Below are 19,644 nucleotides of genomic sequence, written 5' to 3' on the forward strand. Positions count from 1 at the left end.
GTTGCGCGCCGCTTCGCTGCGGGGCGCCTGCGGACGCTCAGTCGAGACCGCAGTGGCATGAGTCTCCAGTCGGAGCACTCGTCCGTCAAACGTTTTCGAAAACAGTTTCCATATACCGCTGTGCCGGACTACGCTGGCGTCTCATGGGGGGCCGAACGACGATCCACGATGTCGCGAAAGCGGCGGGGGTGTCGGTGTCGACCGTCTCGAAGGCGGTGAACGGTCGATACGGGATCGCGGATGCCACGGTGCAGCGCGTCCTCGACGCGGTGAAGCAGCTCGGGTACGAGTCGAGCCTCGTCGCGAGCAGCATGAGGGCACGGCGCACGGGGGTGATCGGCGTTCTCCTGGCGGACTTCGAGCCCTTCAGTGCCGAGATCCTCAAGGGCGTCGGCTCGGCGGTGCACGACACGGCGTTCGACCTCCTCGCCTACAGCGGGTCGCACCTCGGCGCAGGCGACGGCTGGGAGCGGCGATCGCTGAGCAGGCTCTCGGGCACGCTGATCGATGCGGCGATCATGGTCACCCCCACGGTCGTGAGCGCCGGCACCGAGATCCCGGTGGTCGCGATCGATCCCCACACGGGCCGGGCCGACCTGCCCACGGTCGAATCCGACAGCTTCGGCGGCGCTCTCACGGCGACCAGACACCTGATCGAGCTCGGCCATCGCCGGATCGGATTCGTCGCGGGCCGCCCGGATCTCCGATCCGCCGGGCTCCGTGACGCCGGCTACCGCAGGGCCCTCTCCGACGCGGGGATCCCGCTCGATCCGTCACTGGTGGGCATCGGCCGCTACGAGCTCGACGCGACCAGGGAGTCCGCCCGCATCATGCTGAGCGGCGAATCCCGACCGACGGCGATCTTCGCGGCGAACGACCTGTCGGCGATCGCGGTCATCGATGTCGCTCACGAGCTGGGGCTGCGGGTGCCGGATGATCTGTCGGTGATCGGGTTCGACGACGTGCCTGAGGCGACCAGAAGGGCGCTGCCGCTCACGACGATCCAGCAGCCGATGCGCAGACTCGGGGCCGTCGCAGCCGACATGGTGTTCACGCTGCTCTCGGGGCAGGAGATCGACGAGATGCACGTGATCCTGCCGACGCGGCTGGTGGTGCGGGCTACGACCGCCCCGCCCCGGTGACCTGCGCTCTCGTGGCTTCCGCTCCGGTGGCTTCCGCTCCGGCGGCTTCCGCTCCCGTGACTTCGCGCACGCGCTGCCACGCGGCATCCGACAGCTCCGTCGACAGCCTCAGGAACTCGGCGATGCTGTGCCTTCCCGGCCAGTCGGCCGGCAGCATCGAGGGCGGCAGGCCCGGATCGATGTAGGGCAGCACGCGCCAGCGGTCGATCAGCTGCACGTAGGCGGCGAACGGCGCCTCCGGAAGCGTCTCGAGCGACGACTGGAACTCGAGGTGCTCGGCGCGCAGGGCGTCGAGGTCCCACCAGTCCGCGGCCGCCTCGGGCAGGGTGCGCGCGGTCGTCGGAGTGCCGGCCTGGAACAGCGTCACCCACTCACTGGCGTCGAGATCGTCGACGATCTCGAGAACCTCGCCCTGCAGATGCCCCGGGCAGATCCACAGGGCGGGAGACACGACACCCGCCCCGATCCACTGCAGGCGACGGCGCAGCTGGTGCCTCGTGGCGCGGGCGCTCTCGGGCATCGAGAAGGAGATGAGGCACCAGCTGTCGGCATCCGTCATCTCACGCATCTCGAAGATGCGTCGATCGCCCCGCTCGAGCATCGTGGCGGCATCAGGGTTGAGCCGATAGCCGACGGCGTGTCTGCGCTCGGCGAGCAGCAGTCCCTTCTGCTTGAGGCGGGTGACGCCGGTGCGTGCCTGCGCCGTGGGGATCCCGAGATCGCCGGCGAGCGCGACCAGATCGGCCGTCGAGATCCAGTCGCCGAGCGGTCGCAGATACAGCCCCACCAGGGTGCGCAGCAGCGATGCCGTGCTGCCTGGGCGTGCATCGATGTCGTCGAGCACGGGGCCCGCGGCGATCTGCTCTGTGGGCTCAGCGGTCATACGACTCCAGGGCGTCGCGCACGGCGAGAATGCCGGTGAGCGTCTCGACATATGAGGTGCTGAGCGGCGAGAGTCCCAGGCGGATGCCGTCGGGGAAGCGGAAGTCGGGGATGATGCCGTCGGCCCACAGGCGCTGCGTCACGGCGCGGAAATCAGGGTGGCCGATCGTCACGTGGCTTCCTCGGAGTGCGGCGTCGCGTGTGCTGAGCAGCCGCACGCCGAGCGGGGCGAGCGCTTCGTCATAGGCACGGACGGCGAAGTCGGTGAGGGAGAGGGACTTCTCGCGGATCGCCTCGATCGACGCCTGCTCGATGAGGTCGAGCATGCCCTGCATCGCGAGCATGGAGGTTATCGGGGGAGTGCCGCTGAGCAGCTGCCGGATGTCGCCGGCCGGGACGTACTCCGGCCCCATCGCGAAGATGTCGGCGGCGCTCCACCAGCCCTGGATCGGCTGGCGCAGGACGCCCTGGTGCTCGCGTCGCAGGTAGGCGAACGCGGGGGAGCCGGGGCCGCCGTTGAGGTACTTGTACGTGCATCCGACCGCCATGTCGACGCCCCAGGTGTCGAGCTGCATCGGGATCACGCCGGCCGAGTGGCAGAGGTCCCACATCATGAGGGCTCCGACCTCGTGCACCGCGGTCGTGATGCCTGGCATGTCGGCGAGGGCGCCGGAGCGGTAGTCGACGTGGCTGAGAGAGACGAGCGCCGTGCGCTCGGAGATGGCGGCGACGACATCGGCGATCTGCACGCCGAGCACCGGGTCGGGCTCGATCCAGCGCACCGTCATGCCGGTCTCAGCCGCGACGCCCTCTGCCATGAACCGGTCGGTGGGGAAGTTGCCCGCCTCGATCACGAGCTCGGTGCGCGACGGGTCGGCGGTCGCGCCGGCGCGCATCAGCTTGTAGATCAGCACGCTCGTGGAGTCGGCCACGACGGTCTGGCCCGCGGCGGCTCCGAGCGTGAGGCTGCCGATGCGATCGCCGAGCTCCATCGGCAGCGCCATCCACTGCTCGTCCCACGAGCGGATCAGCCGGGTGCCCCAGTCGTCGCGCACGAACGCCGAGAGCTTCTCGGGTGTGTCTTTCAGCGGCCGCCCGAGCGAGTTGCCGTCGAGGTAGGCGCCGACGCCCGGGGCCTCGGCGAACGCCTCGAGGTGGGCGTGCAGCGGGTCGGCGGCGTCGAGGGCGCCGGCGAGGTCGAGGAGCGAGCGTTCGATGGTCGCGGCGTCGCGGGTGTCGGTCATGTCAAGCCTTCAGATCGGCGCTGGTCAGCGGGCGGGCGAGTGTCGGGTCGGCGTCGGTGCCGGGGAGCCTCAGGAGGAGTGCAGCAGGGTCGAGAGGGTTCTGCGGTGCGAGGGCGCGCAACAGGTCGATGCCGTCGAGACCCGCGTCGCGGAGGGCAGTCAGTTCGCTCGGGTTCAGACCGACGGGCATCGGGCCGTTGCCCATGTCGGTGCCGTAGAGCACGGTGCCGCCGGCGGCATGGAAGCGGCGGACGTTGTCGACCGCTGTGGCGTGCGTGTCGCCCTCGTGGATGGCGAGCGTCGAGATCCACGAGACGGATGCTGCCTGGGCGGTGACCTCGGCATCGTCGAGTCGCTCGGTGAACGGGGCGTGTGCGAGGCGCGCGGCGCCGAGGCGGACTGCTCGCTGCGCTTCTCCCACGCCTTCGGCATGGGCGACGACGGGGAGGCCGCGTGCGGCGGCGGCCTCGACCATCGCGCGGAACAGGAGGTCGCTGAAGACGGGCCCGGCAGTGCTGTTGTTCGCGACCTTGATGCAGGATGCTCCGGCATCCGCCATCTCCGCGACGGCCGCGGTGGCTGCTGCGGTGTCTGCGATCTCGCGGAAGGACCCCGCTGGGGCCCAGTCGCGGTCGCTCGGGTAACCGCCGACGGGCGTGAGGAACGCACCCGCGAACTCGACGGCGACGAAACGCGCCGCGCCTTCGGACAGCGCGGCGACCGCCGCAGGGTTCCCCCCGAGGTCGATCACGCGTCCGAGAGTCGAGTCATGCAGCAGTGCGTGATCGACGAGCTGGAGGTGCACGTGGTGGTCGGTGAAGCCGCCGACGATCACGCCGTCGAGCCTCGGCAGGTCGGACAGACGCAGATCGGATGCCGGTGACCCGGGGCGCAGCAGCATCCGTCCGTCGATCATCTCGATGGTGCCGTCGCGCCATTCCTCGCCATCGAAGAAGGTCGCAGCGTTCATCAGCCGCCGATCTCGGTGCGCACGGTGTAGAGCTCGGGGAAGAACGTCAGGTCGAGAGCGCGCTGCAGGAAGCCGACTCCGCTCGAGCCGCCGGTGCCGACCTTCATTCCGATCGTGCGGGCGACGGTCTTCAGGTGGCGGAAGCGCCAGAACTGGAAGTTGTCTTCGAGGTCTACGAGGTCTTCGCAGGCCTCGTAGAGGTCCCAGTGCTGTTGATGGTTCTGGTAGATCTCGCGGATCGCGGGCACCAGTTCGGGTGTCTCGCGGTAAGGCAGGCGCACGTCGCGCTCGAGGATCTCGGCCGGGATCGGCAGGCCGCGCCGCGAGGCGTAGCGCAGGAACTCGTCGTAGAGCGTGGGCTTGTGCCACTCGGCCGTGAGCAGCGCGAGGTTGGCGGGGTGGTCGGCGAAGACGCTGAGCATCTTCTCGTTCTTGTTGCCGAGGGCGAACTCGACCGCGCGGTACTGCACCGACTGGAAGCCCGAGGAGTTGCCGAGCGCTCCGCGGAACTGCGCGTACTCGGTGGGGGTGAGGGTCGCGAGGATCGCCCACTGCTGCGTCATCACGTCTTGGATGCGCTTGACCCGGGCCACCCGCTTCAGTGCCTCGCGCAGGTCATCGCTCGCGAGCAGTTCGCGGGCGGATGACAGCTCATGCAGCAGCTGCTTCAGCCAGAGCTCGGTGGTCTGGTGCTGGATGATGAACAGCAGCTCATCGTGGTGCTCGGGGACGCTGACCGGATTCTGCGCGGTGAGCAGCTGGTCGAGCGACAGGTACGACCCGTAGGTCATGCGGCCGGACAGATCGGTGACGATGCCGGCCTCGAGCTCGCGCTCGTTGTTCTCGGTGCTCATGGGTCGCTTCCTGTCGTGACGGACAGGCCAAACATATAACAATCGTGGCGAGCGTCACAATAGTGAAATGTCGCGCTGGTGCTGATCAGCGAGTCAGAGCGCGGGCGTCCTCGGCGGCGGGGTGCGGCGCTCGCCCGGTGCGCCGATCGCCTCGAACCCGGCGGCGAGACGCAGCAGCGTCGCGTCGTCGTAGGCGCGGCCTGCGAACGTCAGCCCGATCGGCATGCCGATGTCGGCCATGAGCCCCATCGGAACGGTCACGGTCGGGATGCCGAGGTGGCGCACGGTCAGGTTGCCGTTGGCGATCCAGGTGCCGTTGCGCCATCCGAGGTCGGCGGAGGCCTCATTCACGTCCATGTCGGCGGGGCCTACATCGGCGACGGCCGGGAACACGACCGCGTCGAGCTCGTGCTCGTCCATCCATTCCTCGAGGTCGAGGCGACGCGTCTCCTCCAGGCCGCGCAGGCCGTCGGCGAGCTCGGGCATGTCCTGGAATCCGACGCCCCGGTTGGCGCGCACCCACTCGGGATATTCGGCGATGTCGTCGTCGAAGCCCGTGTAGCGGTCGGGAAGTGCGCCCTCCGGATGCGGGAAGATCGTCGCTCCGTCGACGGCGGCGAGGGTGTGCAGTCGGGGGTCGCCGTTCGCCTGCAGGAAGTCCTCCCACCCCCACGCCGACAGGTCGACGATCTCCTGTCGCAGATACTCCGGCGACACGAGACCGCGCGTCGCGATGGTGGGTGCACCCGGTCGGTCGCCCTCGTAGTTCGACACCACGGGGAAGTCGACCTCGATCACGGTCGCGCCGGCGGACTCGAGGTCGCGTCGTGCGGACTCCCAGCGCTCGATCACCGAGGCGCGCGTCTCGATCCGCTGCCCTGTGGGGCCGCCGATGCCCGGTTCAGCGGCGGTGCCGGCATCCGGGTCCGCGTTGATGTACATGCGGGGGATGCCGATGCGGATGCCGCGCAGGGCTGTCGCCGCCTCGGCGGCCAGGGCGTCGTACGACTCCGGGCGCACCTCTGACGAGAGCGGCAGCGTCACCCACGGCTGCGCGCGCCAGAAGTCACCGCGCGTCTCGGCATCGTCGGCGACGATCACGTCGAGCACCTCGAGCAGGTCGGCCATGGTGCGCGCATGCGGCACGACGACGTCCATGGTCGGCACGAGCGGCCAGTTGCCGCGGGTCGAGATCACGCCGCGCGAGGGCGTGTAGGCGCACAGGGCGTTGTTGGTCGCGGGACCGCGGCCGCTCGACCAGGTCTCCTCGCCCAGGCCGAACGCGCCGAAGCTCGCGGCCGTCGCGGTGCCCGATCCGTTGGACGACCCCGAGGCGAAGGGCGCGGTGAGGAAATCGGCGTTGTACGGACTCTCGGCTCGGCCGTAGACCCCTCGCTGCATGCCGCCGTTCGCCATCGGGGGCATGTTCGTCAGCCCGAGGCAGACCGCACCGCCCGCCCGCAGGCGTTCGATCGTGAACGCATCGCGCTGCGCGACGAGCTCGGCGAAGGCGGGGCTGCCGGCGGCGGCGGTCAGCCCGCGCACCAGGTAGCTGTCCTTCGCGGTGTACGGGATGCCGTCGAGCGGCCCGAGCGTCTCGCCGTGTGCCCGTCGTGCATCCGATGCCGCCGCCTCTGAGCGGGCGTCGGGGTTGCGGACGACGACGGCGTTCAGAGCCGTCTCGGTCTCGGGGCCGTCGTAGGCGTCGATGCGCGCGAGATACGCGTCGACGAGCTCGACGGCGGTGACCGCGCCGGTCTCGAGCGCTCGCCGCAGCTCTGCGATGGAGGCCTCGACCACGTCGATCATGCCGGAACCCCCACGCTCGGCTGCTGCTGGGTGATGCAGTGGATGCCGCCGCCGCGGTCGAACAGCGGGCGCGCATCGACCGTGACGACCCGGCGCCCGGGATAGACGTCGGCGAGGATCGCCCGTGCCGCGGCATCGGCCTGCTCGTCGCCGAACCCGCAGGCGACCACGCCATCGTTCGTGACCAGGTGATTGACGTAGCTCCAGTCGACGAAGCCCTCGTCGTCGCGCAGGGTCGCCGGCGCTGGCAGGTCGACGATCTCGAAACGGCGACCCGCGGCATCGGTCTGTTGCTCGAGATGCGCGCGCAGCCGGCGCGTCACCGCGTGGTCCGGGTGCTCGGGGTTCTGCTGCTCGTGCAGCAGCAGTCGGCCGGGGGAGACGAACGTCGCGACGATGTCGACGTGCCCGTTCGTGCCGAAGTCGTCGTAGTCGCGGGTGAGGCCCCGAGGCAGCCACACGGCCTTCGTCGCCCCGAGCGTGCGCGCCATCTCGGCCTCGACGCGCGCCTTGTCGGCGTAGGGGTTGCGGCGCGGGTCGAGCTGCACGGTGTCGGTGAGCAGCACCGTGCCCTCGCCGTCGACGTGGATTCCGCCGCCTTCGTTCACCAGCGTCGAGCTCACGAGCTCGGCGCCGACGGCTCCGGCGATGATGCGGGCGTGCTGCGCCGCCTTCTGCCACTGCGCCCACGCGGGGGCGCCCCAGCCGTTGAAGATCCAGTCGACCGCGCCGAGCACTCCGGGACGCTCGTCATCGATCACGAAGGTGGGGCCGGAGTCGCGCATCCAGAACTCGTCGACCGGCGCCTCGACGATGTCGATGCTGCTGCTGAGCATCCGCCGAGCGCGGGCGACCTCGGCGGGGTCGACGATCATCGCGACCGGCTCGAACTCGGCGACCGCGTGGGCGACGGCCGTCCAGGTGTCATAGCCCTCGTCGCGCTCGGACGCCGTCTCGCCCAGCGTCGGCCCCTCGGCGGGGAACGCCATCCAGGTGCGCTCGTGCGGTGCGGTCTCGGCGGGCATGTGCCAGGCCATGATTGTCTCCCTCGCTGCTGATCGCGACCTCGGGAATGAGGGGCCGTGATCCCTATTGAACACGTGATCAACGAGTGATACGGTAGCCCGTGATGAAGACCACGTCAAGAGCCGCCGCGCCCCGTCGGCTGCCGCCGCAAGAGCGCGAACGCTCCATCGTCGACGCCGCCGTCTCGCTGGCAGGGGAGAGCGGGCTCGAGGCGCTCACCGTGCGTGCGGTCGCGGCCAGGGTCGGCGTCACGCCGGCTCTCGTCGCGCACTACCGGCCCGTGATGGAGTCGTTCGTCGCCGAGGTCTTCACCACGATCGTCGCGGCCGAGCGAGACGAGGTCATAGCCTCGTACGACCCGAGCGTCGACCTGCGCACGAACCTGCTGCGGCTCATCGAGACGCTGCTCGACGACTCGCGAGACGACGTCGCGATGGTGTGGGTGCAGTCATGGGCGCTCGGCGCCCGCAACGAGGCGCTCGGCGCCAGGGTGCGCACCGAGATGGACCTCTGGCACAGCGCCCTCGAAGACCTCATCGCCCGCGCGATCGCCGAAGACCCGGCGCTGAGAGAGAACCCGCTGCAGGTCGACCCGGACTCGTCGGCATGGATGCTGCTCGCCATGGTCGACGGCATGAGCGCCCACTCGCTCGTGCACTGGGCGCCCCGCGATCGAGCCGATCTCGCTCGCCGCACTCTCTCCGCGGTGCTCGACGTTCCGGTGGTCGAGCCCGTACAGCCCGCAGAAACCCTCAGGTAAGGACAGCTCATGGGAGCAGAACGCATGCACGCGGCCTCGGCCGAATCGACGGCGATCGTCGACGCGGTGCTCGACTACTCGAGACGGCGGATGCTCGCGGCCGACGTGCCGCTCGACAAGCCCCAGTCGCCGGCCGAGCTCGATCGTCTGGTCGGGACGACGATCACCGACGCCGGTCTCGGTTCGCAGCGCGCGCTCAGCGTGTTCGAGCACATCCTCGCCCCGGCCTGCCTGACGACGAGCCACCCGTCGTATCTCTCGTTCATCCCGACCGCCCCGACGATCGCCTCGATCGCCTTCGACCTCGTGGTCTCGGCATCCGGCCTCTACGGAGGCAGCTGGCTCGAGGGCGCCGGAGCCGTGCACGCCGAGAACGAGGTCCTCTCGTTCCTGGCGGCCGAGTTCGGCCTCCCCGACACCGCCGGCGGGGTGTTCGTGCAGGGTGGCACGATCGGAAACCTGTCGGCGCTCGTCGCCGCACGCGAGGCGGCGAAGGCGAAGCTGCTCGAGGCGGGCAAGGAGCTTCCTCGCCGCTGGAAGATCGTGTGCAGCGTCGAGGCGCACTCCTCGAACAAGTCGGCGGCGAAGGTCATGGATGCCGACGTGCTGCTCGTGCCCGCGGGCGACGACGGCATGCTGAGGGCGAATGCCGTGCGTGAGGCGCTCGCCGAGCACGGCGATGAGATCTGCGCGGTGGTCGCCACCGCCGGCTCGACCAACTTCGGCATCGTCGACGACATCGCCGGCATCGCCGCGCTGAAAGACGAGTTCGACTTCTGGCTGCACATCGACGGCGCCTACGGGCTCACCGCGATGCTGGCGCCCGAGGCCCGTGGCATCTTCGCGGGAGTGGAGCGCGCCGACTCGGTGATCGTCGATCCGCACAAGTGGCTGTTCGCCCCGTTCGACTGCTGCGCGCTGCTCTACCGCGACCCCGACACAGGGCGCCGAGCGCACACGCAGCACGCCGAGTACCTCGACACCCTCACGGACGCCGGTGACTTCAGCCCGTCGGACTACTCGATCCAGCTGACTCGGCGCCCTCGGGGGCTGCCGCTGTGGTTCTCGCTCGCGACCTACGGCGTGGCCGCCTATCGCGAGGCGGTGAGCGCGACACTCGCCCTGACCCAGCGCATCGCCGCAGAGATCGCTGCCCGCCCCGAGCTGAGGCTCGTGCGCGACCCGCAGCTCTCTGTCGTCGTGTTCGAACGCGAGGGCTGGGATCGCGCCGACTACGACCGCTGGTCGGACGAGCTGCTCGACACGCAGCGAGCGTTCGTGGTGCCGAGCTCGCACGGCGGGCGACCGAACACCCGCTTCGCGATCCTCAACCCGCTCACGACGTTCGACGACCTCGTGGGCATCCTCGACACGATGAAGTAGACCGCCCGCAGACCCCCTCAGCGACTGGTGTGGGCGTCGAGGAAGTCGATCGTCTGCTGCAGCGCCGTCTGCGCGTCTGGCATGTCGAGGTGGAACTGGTACTCGTGCGGCAGGGCCGGCTCGTGCGCCGCCGGCCAGAACAGGGTCGTGACGTCGACCCCCAGCTCGTCGAGACGCTTGGCCATCGGGATCGACTGCAGCCAGGTGAGCCCGTCGCCGTTCCCGCCCGAGATGTATGTCGTCGGGAAGTCCTCGGTGACCCAGTCGATCGTCGACATCGTCGAGCCCGTCGAGCTCTCCGCCCATGTCTTGGTTCCCGCATACGCCCACATCGACGTCTTGAGGCCCCAGCCGACGACGCCGTCGAGCGATGCGAGTGCCGCGAGGTCGTACACCCCGCAGTTGAGCACGGTCGCCACGACCTGCTCGGCCTTCAGCGCCGGCGTGATGCCCATGATCTCGGCATAGTCGGGGCTCGTCATGAGCGTCGCCATCTGACTGGCCAGTTGGCCGCCGGCGGAGTCGCCGGCGAGCACGATCTGGTTCGGATCGACATTCAGCTCATCGGCGTGCGCGTCGATGTAGGCGAGCGCGTCGTTGAGCTGGTGCACCGCGAGCGGATACTCGCCTTCGGGCCCGATCGTGTAGTTCACCGCGATGGTGGTGTAGCCCTCGGCCGCGAGGATGCGCATGTAGGGGTCGACGTTCTCCTTCGACCCCGAGATCCAGGCGCCGCCGTGGATCCAGACGACCGTCGGCAGCGGCCCGGTGGCGGATGCCGGTGTGAAGACGTCCATCGTGGTGTCGGCGCCGCCGTCGGCATAGGCGACGTCGAGCTGCTCGGTGAGCGCCGTGTCGGGGACGTGCTTCTCCATCTCGGCGGCGGTCTCGTCACCGCCCTTCGTGAACACCGAGCGGATGAGCATGGCCGAAGGCCAGGGGGTGAGCGCGCCGATGATCGCCACCACCGCGGTGACGAGGAGGACCAGCCCCACCGCCACCTTCGTGCGGTGCCACGGGCGTCGAGCCCTCTGCGGGCGGTCGGACTCGTCTTCGTGCGCGGTCGTGGTCATGGAAACCCCTCTCCGCGCATCATCTTGGCAGTATTCCGGTAGTCAGGCATCCGCTCGGGCGCGCGTGCGGTCAGGCGGCCGTGAGCCCGGCGATGATGCGATCCATCGCATAGTCGAAGGCCTCGTCGACGTCGCCGCCGAGACGGAACATGCCGGCGAGCTCCATCTGCAGGAACCCTGTCGCCCAGGCGGTGAACAGGCGGGCGGCGTCGAGAGCATGCTCCGGTCCGACGAGGTCGGCGCAGGAGCGCAGCACCGGAGCGGAGGTCCGGTGGAGGGCGTCTTCGGGGGCGGACGCCGTGAACAGCAGACGGAACGCCTCGGGGTGCTCGTGCGCGAAGGAGCGGTAGGCGGCGGCGAGGAGGGGGAGCTCGTCGCCCGCGGTCTCGAGTCGGCTCGTCAGCGCATCGGCGGAGGCCTCGGCGACCGCCGTCAGGAGGGCGTCGCGATCTCTGATCCGTTTGTAGAGAGAAGGTGCCCGCACTCCGACGCGCTCGGCGACGGCCTGCATGGTGAGTCCGGCGGGGCCGGCGGTCTCGAGGATGTCGCGGCCGGCGTCGACGATCGCCGCCAGCGAGGTTCGTTCGGGGGTCGGCATCGGGGCTCCTCCATGGCTATTGACAATAGCTATGATAGCTACGTAATGTAGCCATCATAGACCACCTCGAAAGGGACGACCATGAAGCTCGCACCGCACCTGCATCGACTCGGAAACGACGTCGTCGCCTCCTATCTGGTCGACCTGCCCGAGGGGATCACTCTCGTCGACGCGGGGCTGCCCGGTCACTGGAACGACCTGCAGCGAAAGCTGGCCGAGCTCGGTCGCCCGCTCTCCGACATCCGCGGTCTGGTGCTCACCCACGGCGACGGAGACCACATCGGCTTCGCCGAGCGATTGCGCAGTGAGGCGGGCGTGCCCGTCTTCATCCACAGCGCCGATGCGCATCGGGTGCGCACGGGTGAGAAGCCGAAGACCCCGATGGGGCCCGCGCGCATCGGTCCGACGCTCGGGTTCTTCGCCTACGGCGTGCGCAAGAACGCGCTTCGCACACGGCACGTGTCCGAGGTCGTGACCGTCGCCGACGGCCAGGTGCTCGACCTCCCCGGATCCCCGGTCGTCATCGGCATGCCTGGTCACTCGCCCGGCAGCATCGCGGTGCACATCCCCGGGGCGGACGCGGTCTTCGTCGGCGACGCGCTGACCACGCGCCACGTTCTGACGGGGCGCGTGGGTCCGCAGCCCGCGCCGTTCACGGACGAGCCGGATGAGGCCGATGCATCTCTCGACCGGCTGGCCGCCGTATCGGCATCCTGGGTGCTTCCCGGACACGGAGCACCGTGGCGGGGGTCACCCGCCGACATCGCGGCGGCCGTGCGCGCTGCAGGCTAGCGCTCCGTCAGCACCCTCGCCGTGTCGCTGACCGTGATCTGCGGCGGATACAGCCCCATGATCCGGATCGCAGCGGCGTGGTTCTCGGCCGTCGAGCCGGCACAGGCGTCTGCGGCGATCGTGACGTGCGCCCCGGCATCCGCTGCGGCGAGGGCGGTCGAGATCACGCAGCAGTCTGTCGAGACTCCCGCCAGCACGACGTGCGCGCCACGGCCGACGATCTCTTCGATCGCGGAGCCCCACTTGCCGAACGTCGGCAGATCGAGGGTCGGGTGCGGCGACAGGCCGATCGCGTCGGGAACCAGGTCGAACATCGGATCGTCGGAGGGCTGGTCTGCGAACGGCCAGGCGGCGAAGTACGCGCCCCACGAGGTCGAGCGGTCGGCGGTCGGCATCCAGCGCGTCACGATCACGCGGTCGCCGAAGGCTTCGGCGAGCTCGCGGATGCGGGGCATCACGTCACCGAAGAACGGTGACCCCCAGGCCGAGTCGGGTGAGGCGAAGATCACCTGCGGATCGATCACGACGAGCCAGGACTCCCTGCTCACGCAGCTGCCTCCTGCGCGCGGATCCGTCCGGCGCGGGCGAACCAGGTGAAGACGAACGACAGCACCAGTGCGAAGAACACCCCGAGGTTCGCGTAGGCCCAGTCGCCGTCGACTCCGCCGACCAGCCCGAGCAGATAGCCCTGCCAGTTGTTCCATGGGGCCGCATCCGCGAAGCCGTTGAGCACGAAGCCCCAGCCGATGACGCTGGCGACGACCATGGTGCCGATCGAGATCCAGTCCCAGGCGCCGTAGCGTCCGCGGCTGTCGAACAGGGCCTCGTCGTCGTAGTCCTTCTTGCGTCGGAGGATGTCGGCGATCAGGATGCCTGCCCAGGATGCCAGCGGCACGCCGAGCGTGATGAGGAAGCTCTGGAACGGGCCGAGGAAGTCGGTGGCGAAGAACACCACGTAGATCGTGCCGAGGGTGAGGATCACGCCGTCGATCGCCGCGGCGGACGGGCGCGGGATGCGGATGCCGAGGCTCAGCAGCGTGAGGCCCGAGGAGTAGATGCCCAGCACGGCGCCCGAGACGAGTGCGAGCACGGCGGTGAGCAGGAACGGCACGAGCACCCAGAGGGGCAGAAGCGTGGCGAGAGCGCCGATCGGGTCGGAGGCGATCGCGGCGCTGAGGTCGTCGTCGGATCCCGCCAGCAGCAGACCGAAGACGACGAGGATCACGGGCGCGACCGAGCCGCCGATCGTGTTCCAGACGACGATCGCCCCATCGGACGCCGTGCGCTTCTGATAGCGCGACCAGTCGGCGGCGATGTTGATCCAGCCGAGCCCGAAGCCCGTCATCACCATCACGAGTGCGCCGATGACCTGGCCGAGGCCACCATCAGGGCGGGCCATGACGGCGGCGAGATCGATGCTGGGCGCGGCGAGGACGATGTAGAGGATCGTCACCGCGCCGGTGACCCAGGTGAGCACCGACTGCAGCTTCATGATCGTGTGATAGCCGAGCACGGAGGCCACGACGATCAGGGCGGCGACGATCACGGTGGCGATGATCTTCAGCGCGATGCTGTCGCCGTCGCCGCCGAGCTGCGTGATGACGGTGGCAGTGGCGAGCACGGCCATGATCGCGAGGAACGTCTCCCAGCCGATCGAGGTCAGCCACGAGACGATGCCGGGCACCTTCTGGCCCTGCACGCCGAACGCCGCCCGCGAGAGCACCATGGTCGGCGCCGATCCGCGTTTGCCCGCGATGGCGATCAGCCCGCACAGCAGGAACGACACCACGATGCCGATGACCGACACGATCGTCGCCTGCCAGAACGAGATCCCGAAGCCCAGCACGAACGATCCGTACGACATGCCGAACACCGACACGTTGGCCGCGAACCACGGCCAGAACAGGTCGCGAGGCTTCGCCGTGCGCTCGGATTCGGGGATGATCTCGATGCCCGCGCGCTCGATGAGAGCAGGCTTGATGTCCGTCATGCCATCATCCTGGCACTGTGCAGGGCCCGCGGGGGCGCCGGCGGCGATCAGCTGGCGAAGAAAGCCCCCGCGACGCGGGTGAGGTCGTGCAGATCCGAGACGCCGGCGAGCTCACGGGCCGAGTGCATCGACAGGATCGGGATGCCGACGTCGACGGTCCGGATGCCGAGACGCGTCGCCGTGATCGGGCCGATGGTCGATCCGCAGCGCACGTTGTTGTTCGACACGAACTCCTGCGTGACCACGTCGGCGCTGTCGCACCAGTCGCGCCACGCGGCCGAGCCGATGGCATCCGTCGCGTACCGCTGGTTCGCGTTGATCTTGAGGATCGGACCGGAGCCGAGCACCGGCTGCACCACGGGGTCGTGCTTGTGCACGTAGTTGGGGTGCACCGAGTGGCCCACGTCGCTCGACAGGCACCACGACGCCGAGAGGGCGCGGCGGCGCTCGGAGGCGTCGGCACCGAGGGCGTCGTACACGCGTCCGAGGATGTCTTCGAGGAACGGGCCGGCCGCGCCGGAGCGGGAGTTGGAGCCGAGCTCCTCGTGGTCGAATGCTGCCAGGATCGCGATCGGTCCGGATGCCGCAGTGTCGATCGTCTCGAGGGCGACCACGCCGGCGTGCACCGAGGCGAGGTCGTCGAGACGACCTGAGGCGAAGAACGCGCGGTCCTTGCCGAACACCGCTCCGCGTGCCGTGTCGGCGATCACGACGTCATAGCCGCGGATGTCGGATGCCGAGACTCCGGCCGTCTCGGCCAGCTCGGCGAGGATGTCCTCCTGCGTCGGGTCTCCGAGGCCCCACACGGGCTGCGTCTGGAACTGCTTGTCGAGTGCGAGGCTCGTGTTCGCGTCGCGGTCGAGGTGGATCGCGAGCTGGGGGAGGCGCAGCAGCGCTCCCGTGTCGGCGAGCACCACACGTCCGTCGGCGAGTGCGAGTCGGCCTGCGAGGCTCAGCTCGCGGTCGAGCCAGGAGGTCAGCAGCGGGCCGCCGTAGACCTCCACGGCTGCCTGCAGCCACCCCTTCGATCCGGTGGTCGGCTGCGGCTTGAGCTTGAAGCCGGGCGAGTCGGTGTGAGCGCCGAGGATGTGTGCGGGCGTGGTGGCGGTGGCATCCGTCGGCACCGTCCACGCGATCGCCGCGCCGTCCCTGACGACGACGTAGCGCCCGCCGGGGGTCACCTCCCACGCCTGTTCCTCGTCGAGGTGCACGAACCCGGCATCCTCGAGTCGCCTGGCCACCTCGGCGGCGGCGTGATAGCTCGAGGGCGAGGCGGCGACGAAGTCGGCGAGATCCTCGGCGTGGGCGAGAGCGTCCGGGGTGACGGGCATGGGAGACCTTCCTGCAGGGGCGGTTCTTCGATCGTAATCGCCGTATCGACGACGGCGATCCGGTCGGGTGGAAGGGCGCGCCGTTCACCTCCCGGTCACCCGCGGCGGTTACTGTCGCTCTCGATAGCGCCTAGGGTTCCGGGGTTCGTCCCGTCTGGTCCGAGCGGCGCCACGGTGCCCCTCCGCAGGGGCGCCGTCATCTGACAGGACAAAAGCCCGGAGGACCCTGTTCGTCGCGCCCGCGGTGAACGGAAGGGTCTCTCGTGTCCGCACTCGCTTTCGTTCTCGTCGTCGCCGCAGCGATCACCCATGCCGCGTGGAACATCGTCGCCCATGGTGTGAGCCGGGCAGGGATGCCGTTCCTGTGGTGGGGAGCCGTCGGTGGAACGGCCGTGTGGATCGGCGTCATCCCGTTCACCGGCGGGCTCGGCACCGATGACCTGCTGGCCTTTCTGCTGGGTGTCGGCGTGTCCGGTGTGCTACACGTCGCCTACATGGCGGTGCTGCAGCGCGGATACCGTGAGGGCAATCTCTCCACCGTCTACGCGACGGCGAGGGGCACCGGGCCGTTCCTGTCGGTGATCGTGGCCATCCTGCTGTTCGGCGAGCGGCCGTCCGTCATCGCTCTCGTCGGCGTCGCGGCGATCATCGTCGGAGTCGTCGCGATCGGTCTCGTCGATCGGGGGCGCGCCGAGCGTCAGGACCGCTCGCTCGATCTAGGGCTCGTGTTCGGACTCCTCACCGGCGTCGCGATCGCGATCTACACGATCTGGGACGCGCATGCCGTGCGCACCTGGAACCTGTCGCCCGTCGCGTTCATGGTCGGGACGATGCTGCTCGAGATCCCGTTCTACTCCTTCGGCGTTCGCGGCCGATGGGCGGCCGTCCGCACCCTCGGACGCACGCAGTGGCGACGCATCGTGGCATTCAGCATCCTGTCGCCACTGTCGTACATCCTGGTGCTCACCGCCATCCAGATCGCTCCGGTCGCCCTCGTCGCTCCGCTGCGCGAGGTCAGTGTCGTGCTCGTCAGCCTCTTCGGGGTGTTCGCGCTCAAGGAGAGCAGGCCGGGGTGGCGTCTGGCTGCGTCCGCGGTCGTCGCCGGCGGGATCGTGCTGCTCGCCCTGTAGCCGTGGCTGTGGTTGTGGTTGTGGTTGTGGCTGTAGCTGTGGCTGTGGCTCCTGCGCGGCTGGGCGTGCTGCTGCTGATGGTTGTATGGATGCTGTGTCAGTGGGATGGAGTCTTCGAGCGAGCGGCCTTTCGGATGCCTCCTGGATGGCCGAGCTCAGGGCCGTCGTGATGAGACCTGACCTCGAGCGTCTCGGCCGATATGACCCCGTGCGCGTGCGGCAGCGCTTCCTCGATGCGTTCGTTCCCGAGAACACCCGCGTGATCGTCGTCGACGGCGATGACGTCGGTCTGGTCGCGGTCAGGCACGAACCGGACGCGCTCTGGATCGAGCACTTCTATCTCGCGCCGGAATCGCAGGGCCGCGGGATCGGGGCAGCCGTGCTCGCCCACCTGCTCGCGGACACCGACGGCACTATGCCTTTCCGGCTCAACGTGCTGCAGGCCAGCGCAGCACGTCGGCTGTACGAGCGCCACGGCTTCGTTCTGGAGAGCGAGGACGCCGTCGACGTCTTCATGAAAGCGGATGCCTCCCGCGCGTGACGGCGTCTGAGCCACTTCTTTCGTCTCGTCTCTTCTCTCTTCTCCTCTCTCTTCTCTCGGCTCGTTGGTGTGACTCGCTTCTCTTCTATCGGTTCGTTGGTCTGACTCGCTTCTCCCTCCTCTCGTTGGCCTCTCTCTTCTCTTCTCTCGCCTCGTCGGTCTCCCGCTCTTCTCCCACCTCTCGTTGGCCTCTCTCTTCTTCTCTCTCGCCTCGTCGGTCTCCCTCTCCGTCCTTCCCATCTCCTGAACTTCCGGCGCCCGGGGGTGCGAATCTCGCGTGTTGTACTGAGAGATTGGAATATGGCGTTGAACTGGGGTAAATCCAGACGATTCGGGGTGCTGAATGTCGGTGGTCGCGGGTTGACTGGGGAGTATGAACAGCACCGCGGAGCTTCTGAATCGGGTCATCACCGACCTCGATGCGGTGCTGTCCGATGACGCGTTGGCGGGGTTGTCCGATGCGGAGCGGATCGGCGTTCTGGTGGCGGCGGGGGCGGCGTTTCGTCGGGTGGAGGCGGTGGTCGTCGAGACCGTCGCGACGGGCGAGATGGGTGACTTCCCGCACTCCGCAGGCTGCCGGGGCGAGAACGAGCTGCTGCAGCGGACGGTGCTCGTCGATGCGCGGGGTGCGACCCGGGTGGGGAAGGTCATCGACCGGGTGCGGCGGGATGTGAGCCTGGTGTCGGGGGAGCGGCTCCCTGCCCGGTGGCCGGAGTTGCGGACGGCGCTGTTGGACGGGGTGATCGGGATCGACGGGTTCCTCGCCGCGACGGGCCCGATCGAGAAGGTCTGGGACCGGCTCAGCGTCGACCAGCGGTTGGCCGCGGATGTCGCGTTGGCAGGGTGCGCACGCGGGCACGGCCTGAAGGTCGCCCCGGATACGGATCCAGATGTGCCTGGTCCGTCGCCGACGACGGAGGATCTGAAAGCTCTCGCCGAGGATCTCGCATCGATGTTCGACCCCGACGGGGAAGAACCCAAAGACCAGGACGCGAGGCGTCGGCGGGGCGTCACGATCGGGCGATTGAAGGATGGTGTGCACGCGATCCGCGGGTATCTGACCCCGGATGTCGCTGCCCAGTTCCAACTCATCATGGACGCGATCCTCAACCCCAAAGGCGACGGCCCGCCCCGGCCAGGGGTGTTCTTCACCCCCGGCGGCGGCGCGGGCTCAGATGCGGATGCGGATGCGGATTCAGGTGCTGGTGCTGGTGCTGGTGCTGGTGCTGGTGCTGGTGCTGGTGCTGGTGCTGGTGCTGGTGCTGGTGCGGATGCGGATGCGGACCCGAACTCTGACACGGATGCGGGGGAGGATCCGTTCAACTCGGATGAGCGGAGCGTGCTCGATGACCGCACCGCGGCGCAGAAACGTCACGACGCTCTCGCCGCAGCGCTGGCGATCGCGGCGCGGCACAAGGACATGCCCACCCTCGGCGGTGCATCACCGGTCGTCGTCGTGACGGTCGACGCGACAGACCTCGCCCACCATGCCGCTCAGGCCACCGGCGCTGCCTTCGGGGGTGCCGCCTTCGGAGGTGCCGCAGCCGGGGGCTCTGGGGCCGGAGCGGGTGGCAATGGTGGGTGGGCGACGATCCCCGGTTCCGGTGCTCATGTTCCCGTCTCTGTCGCCGCGCAGATCGCGTGCTCGGGGGCGATTCAGCGCGTGCTCATGGACGAGGGGCGGATCATCGGGATCACGACCCCGGATCGGATCTTCACCGTGCATCAGCGTCGGGCGATCATCGCCCGCGACAAGGAGTGCCTGATCCCTGGATGCCACGTTCCCGCGTCGTGGTGTGAGATCCACCATGTCACCGAGCACGCCCGGGGCGGCCCGACGCATACGGATAATGGTGTGCCGTTGTGTTGGTGGCATCACCGGTCCCTCGGCACCTCGGGGTGGGAGATCCGGATGAACGACGGCCTCCCACAGGTCCGCGGCCCGGCATGGTGGGATCTCGCACAGCACTGGCGCACCCCGAAACTCAGCCTCCCCGCCGACCTGCCCCAGAAGCACCTCGCCCGAACGGGGTGACCTGCGACTCGGTCGCGGTCGCCTTGCACGCTTTGGGATCTGGTTCGACTTCGGTGGGATCCAGCCGTCGTGATCCGGCTTCAG

The 19,644-nt window shown here is 69.0% G+C and carries 18 protein-coding genes; 7 read left to right on the forward strand and 11 right to left on the reverse strand.

The window, feature by feature from the left end; genetic code table 11:
- Positions 1-143: 143 nt before the first annotated feature.
- Entirely contained in the window at positions 144-1,142 is a 999-nt protein-coding gene (locus OB895_RS15325; RefSeq protein WP_042540058.1) for a LacI family DNA-binding transcriptional regulator, read from the forward strand.
- Here OB895_RS15325 and OB895_RS15330 read toward each other — a convergent pair.
- The 6 genes from OB895_RS15330 to OB895_RS15355 form a co-directional block, all read right to left on the reverse strand.
- Complete coding sequence (locus tag OB895_RS15330; protein WP_079113465.1) at positions 1,120-2,025, reverse strand: PaaX family transcriptional regulator; 906 nt, start codon at positions 2,023-2,025, stop codon at positions 1,120-1,122. The genes OB895_RS15325 and OB895_RS15330 overlap by 23 nt on opposite strands.
- The gene (locus OB895_RS15335) at positions 2,015-3,268 is read right to left on the reverse strand and encodes a kynureninase (RefSeq protein WP_079113464.1); all 1,254 of its coding nucleotides are present in this window, start codon (positions 3,266-3,268) and stop codon (positions 2,015-2,017) included. Before OB895_RS15335 ends, OB895_RS15330 begins: the two co-directional genes overlap by 11 nt.
- A 1-nt stretch (position 3,269) precedes the next feature.
- Positions 3,270-4,238, reverse strand: coding sequence for an amidohydrolase family protein (locus OB895_RS15340; protein WP_079113463.1), 969 nt, complete (start codon positions 4,236-4,238; stop codon positions 3,270-3,272).
- On the reverse strand, positions 4,238-5,092 hold the full coding sequence (locus tag OB895_RS15345; protein WP_042540062.1) for a tryptophan 2,3-dioxygenase: 855 nt from the start codon (positions 5,090-5,092) through the stop codon (positions 4,238-4,240). Before OB895_RS15345 ends, OB895_RS15340 begins: the two co-directional genes overlap by 1 nt.
- 93 nt (positions 5,093-5,185) lie before the next feature.
- Positions 5,186-6,901, reverse strand: a complete 1,716-nt coding sequence (locus OB895_RS15350) for an amidase (protein ID WP_079113462.1) — start codon at positions 6,899-6,901, stop codon at positions 5,186-5,188.
- Positions 6,898-7,938: an agmatine deiminase family protein gene (locus tag OB895_RS15355; protein WP_079113461.1), complete on the reverse strand. Its 1,041-nt coding sequence runs from the start codon at positions 7,936-7,938 to the stop codon at positions 6,898-6,900. Before OB895_RS15355 ends, OB895_RS15350 begins: the two co-directional genes overlap by 4 nt.
- Before the next feature lie 92 nt (positions 7,939-8,030).
- Here OB895_RS15355 and OB895_RS15360 point away from each other — a divergent pair, with 92 nt between their 5' ends.
- On the forward strand, positions 8,031-8,687 hold the full coding sequence (locus OB895_RS15360) for a TetR/AcrR family transcriptional regulator (protein ID WP_079113460.1): 657 nt from the start codon (positions 8,031-8,033) through the stop codon (positions 8,685-8,687).
- 9 nt (positions 8,688-8,696) lie between these two features.
- Positions 8,697-10,070 carry a pyridoxal phosphate-dependent decarboxylase family protein gene (locus tag OB895_RS15365; RefSeq protein WP_079113459.1) on the forward strand — a complete coding sequence of 458 codons (1,374 nt, stop codon included), beginning with the start codon at positions 8,697-8,699 and terminating at the stop codon, positions 10,068-10,070.
- A 17-nt stretch (positions 10,071-10,087) separates the two neighbouring features.
- Here the strand turns inward: OB895_RS15365 and OB895_RS15370 are convergent, their stop codons facing one another.
- Together OB895_RS15370 and OB895_RS15375 are read right to left on the reverse strand one after the other, a co-directional pair.
- Positions 10,088-11,143, reverse strand: a complete 1,056-nt coding sequence (locus OB895_RS15370; RefSeq protein WP_079113458.1) for an alpha/beta hydrolase — start codon at positions 11,141-11,143, stop codon at positions 10,088-10,090.
- Positions 11,144-11,213: 70 nt separating this feature from the next.
- Positions 11,214-11,741 (reverse strand): TetR/AcrR family transcriptional regulator, encoded by a 528-nt coding sequence (locus OB895_RS15375; protein ID WP_042540074.1) that lies wholly within the window; start codon positions 11,739-11,741, stop codon positions 11,214-11,216.
- Positions 11,742-11,822: 81 nt separating this feature from the next.
- Here OB895_RS15375 and OB895_RS15380 point away from each other — a divergent pair, with 81 nt between their 5' ends.
- The gene (locus OB895_RS15380; protein ID WP_079113457.1) at positions 11,823-12,533 is read left to right on the forward strand and encodes an MBL fold metallo-hydrolase; all 711 of its coding nucleotides are present in this window, start codon (positions 11,823-11,825) and stop codon (positions 12,531-12,533) included.
- Here the strand turns inward: OB895_RS15380 and OB895_RS15385 are convergent.
- The 3 genes from OB895_RS15385 to OB895_RS15395 are packed head-to-tail and all read right to left on the reverse strand — an operon-like array spanning position 12,530 to position 15,854.
- Entirely contained in the window at positions 12,530-13,081 is a 552-nt protein-coding gene (locus OB895_RS15385; protein ID WP_042540078.1) for a cysteine hydrolase family protein, read from the reverse strand. The genes OB895_RS15380 and OB895_RS15385 overlap by 4 nt on opposite strands.
- Entirely contained in the window at positions 13,078-14,523 is a 1,446-nt protein-coding gene (locus OB895_RS15390; protein WP_042540080.1) for a purine-cytosine permease family protein, read from the reverse strand. The genes OB895_RS15385 and OB895_RS15390 overlap by 4 nt, the downstream gene beginning before the upstream one ends.
- Before the next feature lie 47 nt (positions 14,524-14,570).
- Positions 14,571-15,854, reverse strand: coding sequence for a M18 family aminopeptidase (locus OB895_RS15395; protein WP_079113455.1), 1,284 nt, complete (start codon positions 15,852-15,854; stop codon positions 14,571-14,573).
- Between the two features lie 263 nt (positions 15,855-16,117).
- On the opposite strand from OB895_RS15395, the gene OB895_RS15400 reads away from it, so the two are divergent.
- The 3 genes from OB895_RS15400 (at position 16,118) to OB895_RS15410 (ending at position 19,560) form a co-directional block, all read left to right on the forward strand.
- Positions 16,118-16,984 carry an EamA family transporter gene (locus tag OB895_RS15400; protein WP_079113454.1) on the forward strand — a complete coding sequence of 289 codons (867 nt, stop codon included), beginning with the start codon at positions 16,118-16,120 and terminating at the stop codon, positions 16,982-16,984.
- A 145-nt stretch (positions 16,985-17,129) separates the two neighbouring features.
- On the forward strand, positions 17,130-17,525 hold the full coding sequence (locus tag OB895_RS15405; protein WP_228385566.1) for a GNAT family N-acetyltransferase: 396 nt from the start codon (positions 17,130-17,132) through the stop codon (positions 17,523-17,525).
- Between the two features lie 373 nt (positions 17,526-17,898).
- Entirely contained in the window at positions 17,899-19,560 is a 1,662-nt protein-coding gene (locus OB895_RS15410) for an HNH endonuclease signature motif containing protein (protein WP_153302244.1), read from the forward strand.
- The last annotated feature ends 84 nt before the right edge of the window (positions 19,561-19,644 follow it).

It is taken from the genome of Microbacterium forte (assembly GCF_031885415.1).
GTDB classification, from domain to species: Bacteria; Actinomycetota; Actinomycetes; order Actinomycetales; family Microbacteriaceae; genus Microbacterium; species Microbacterium forte.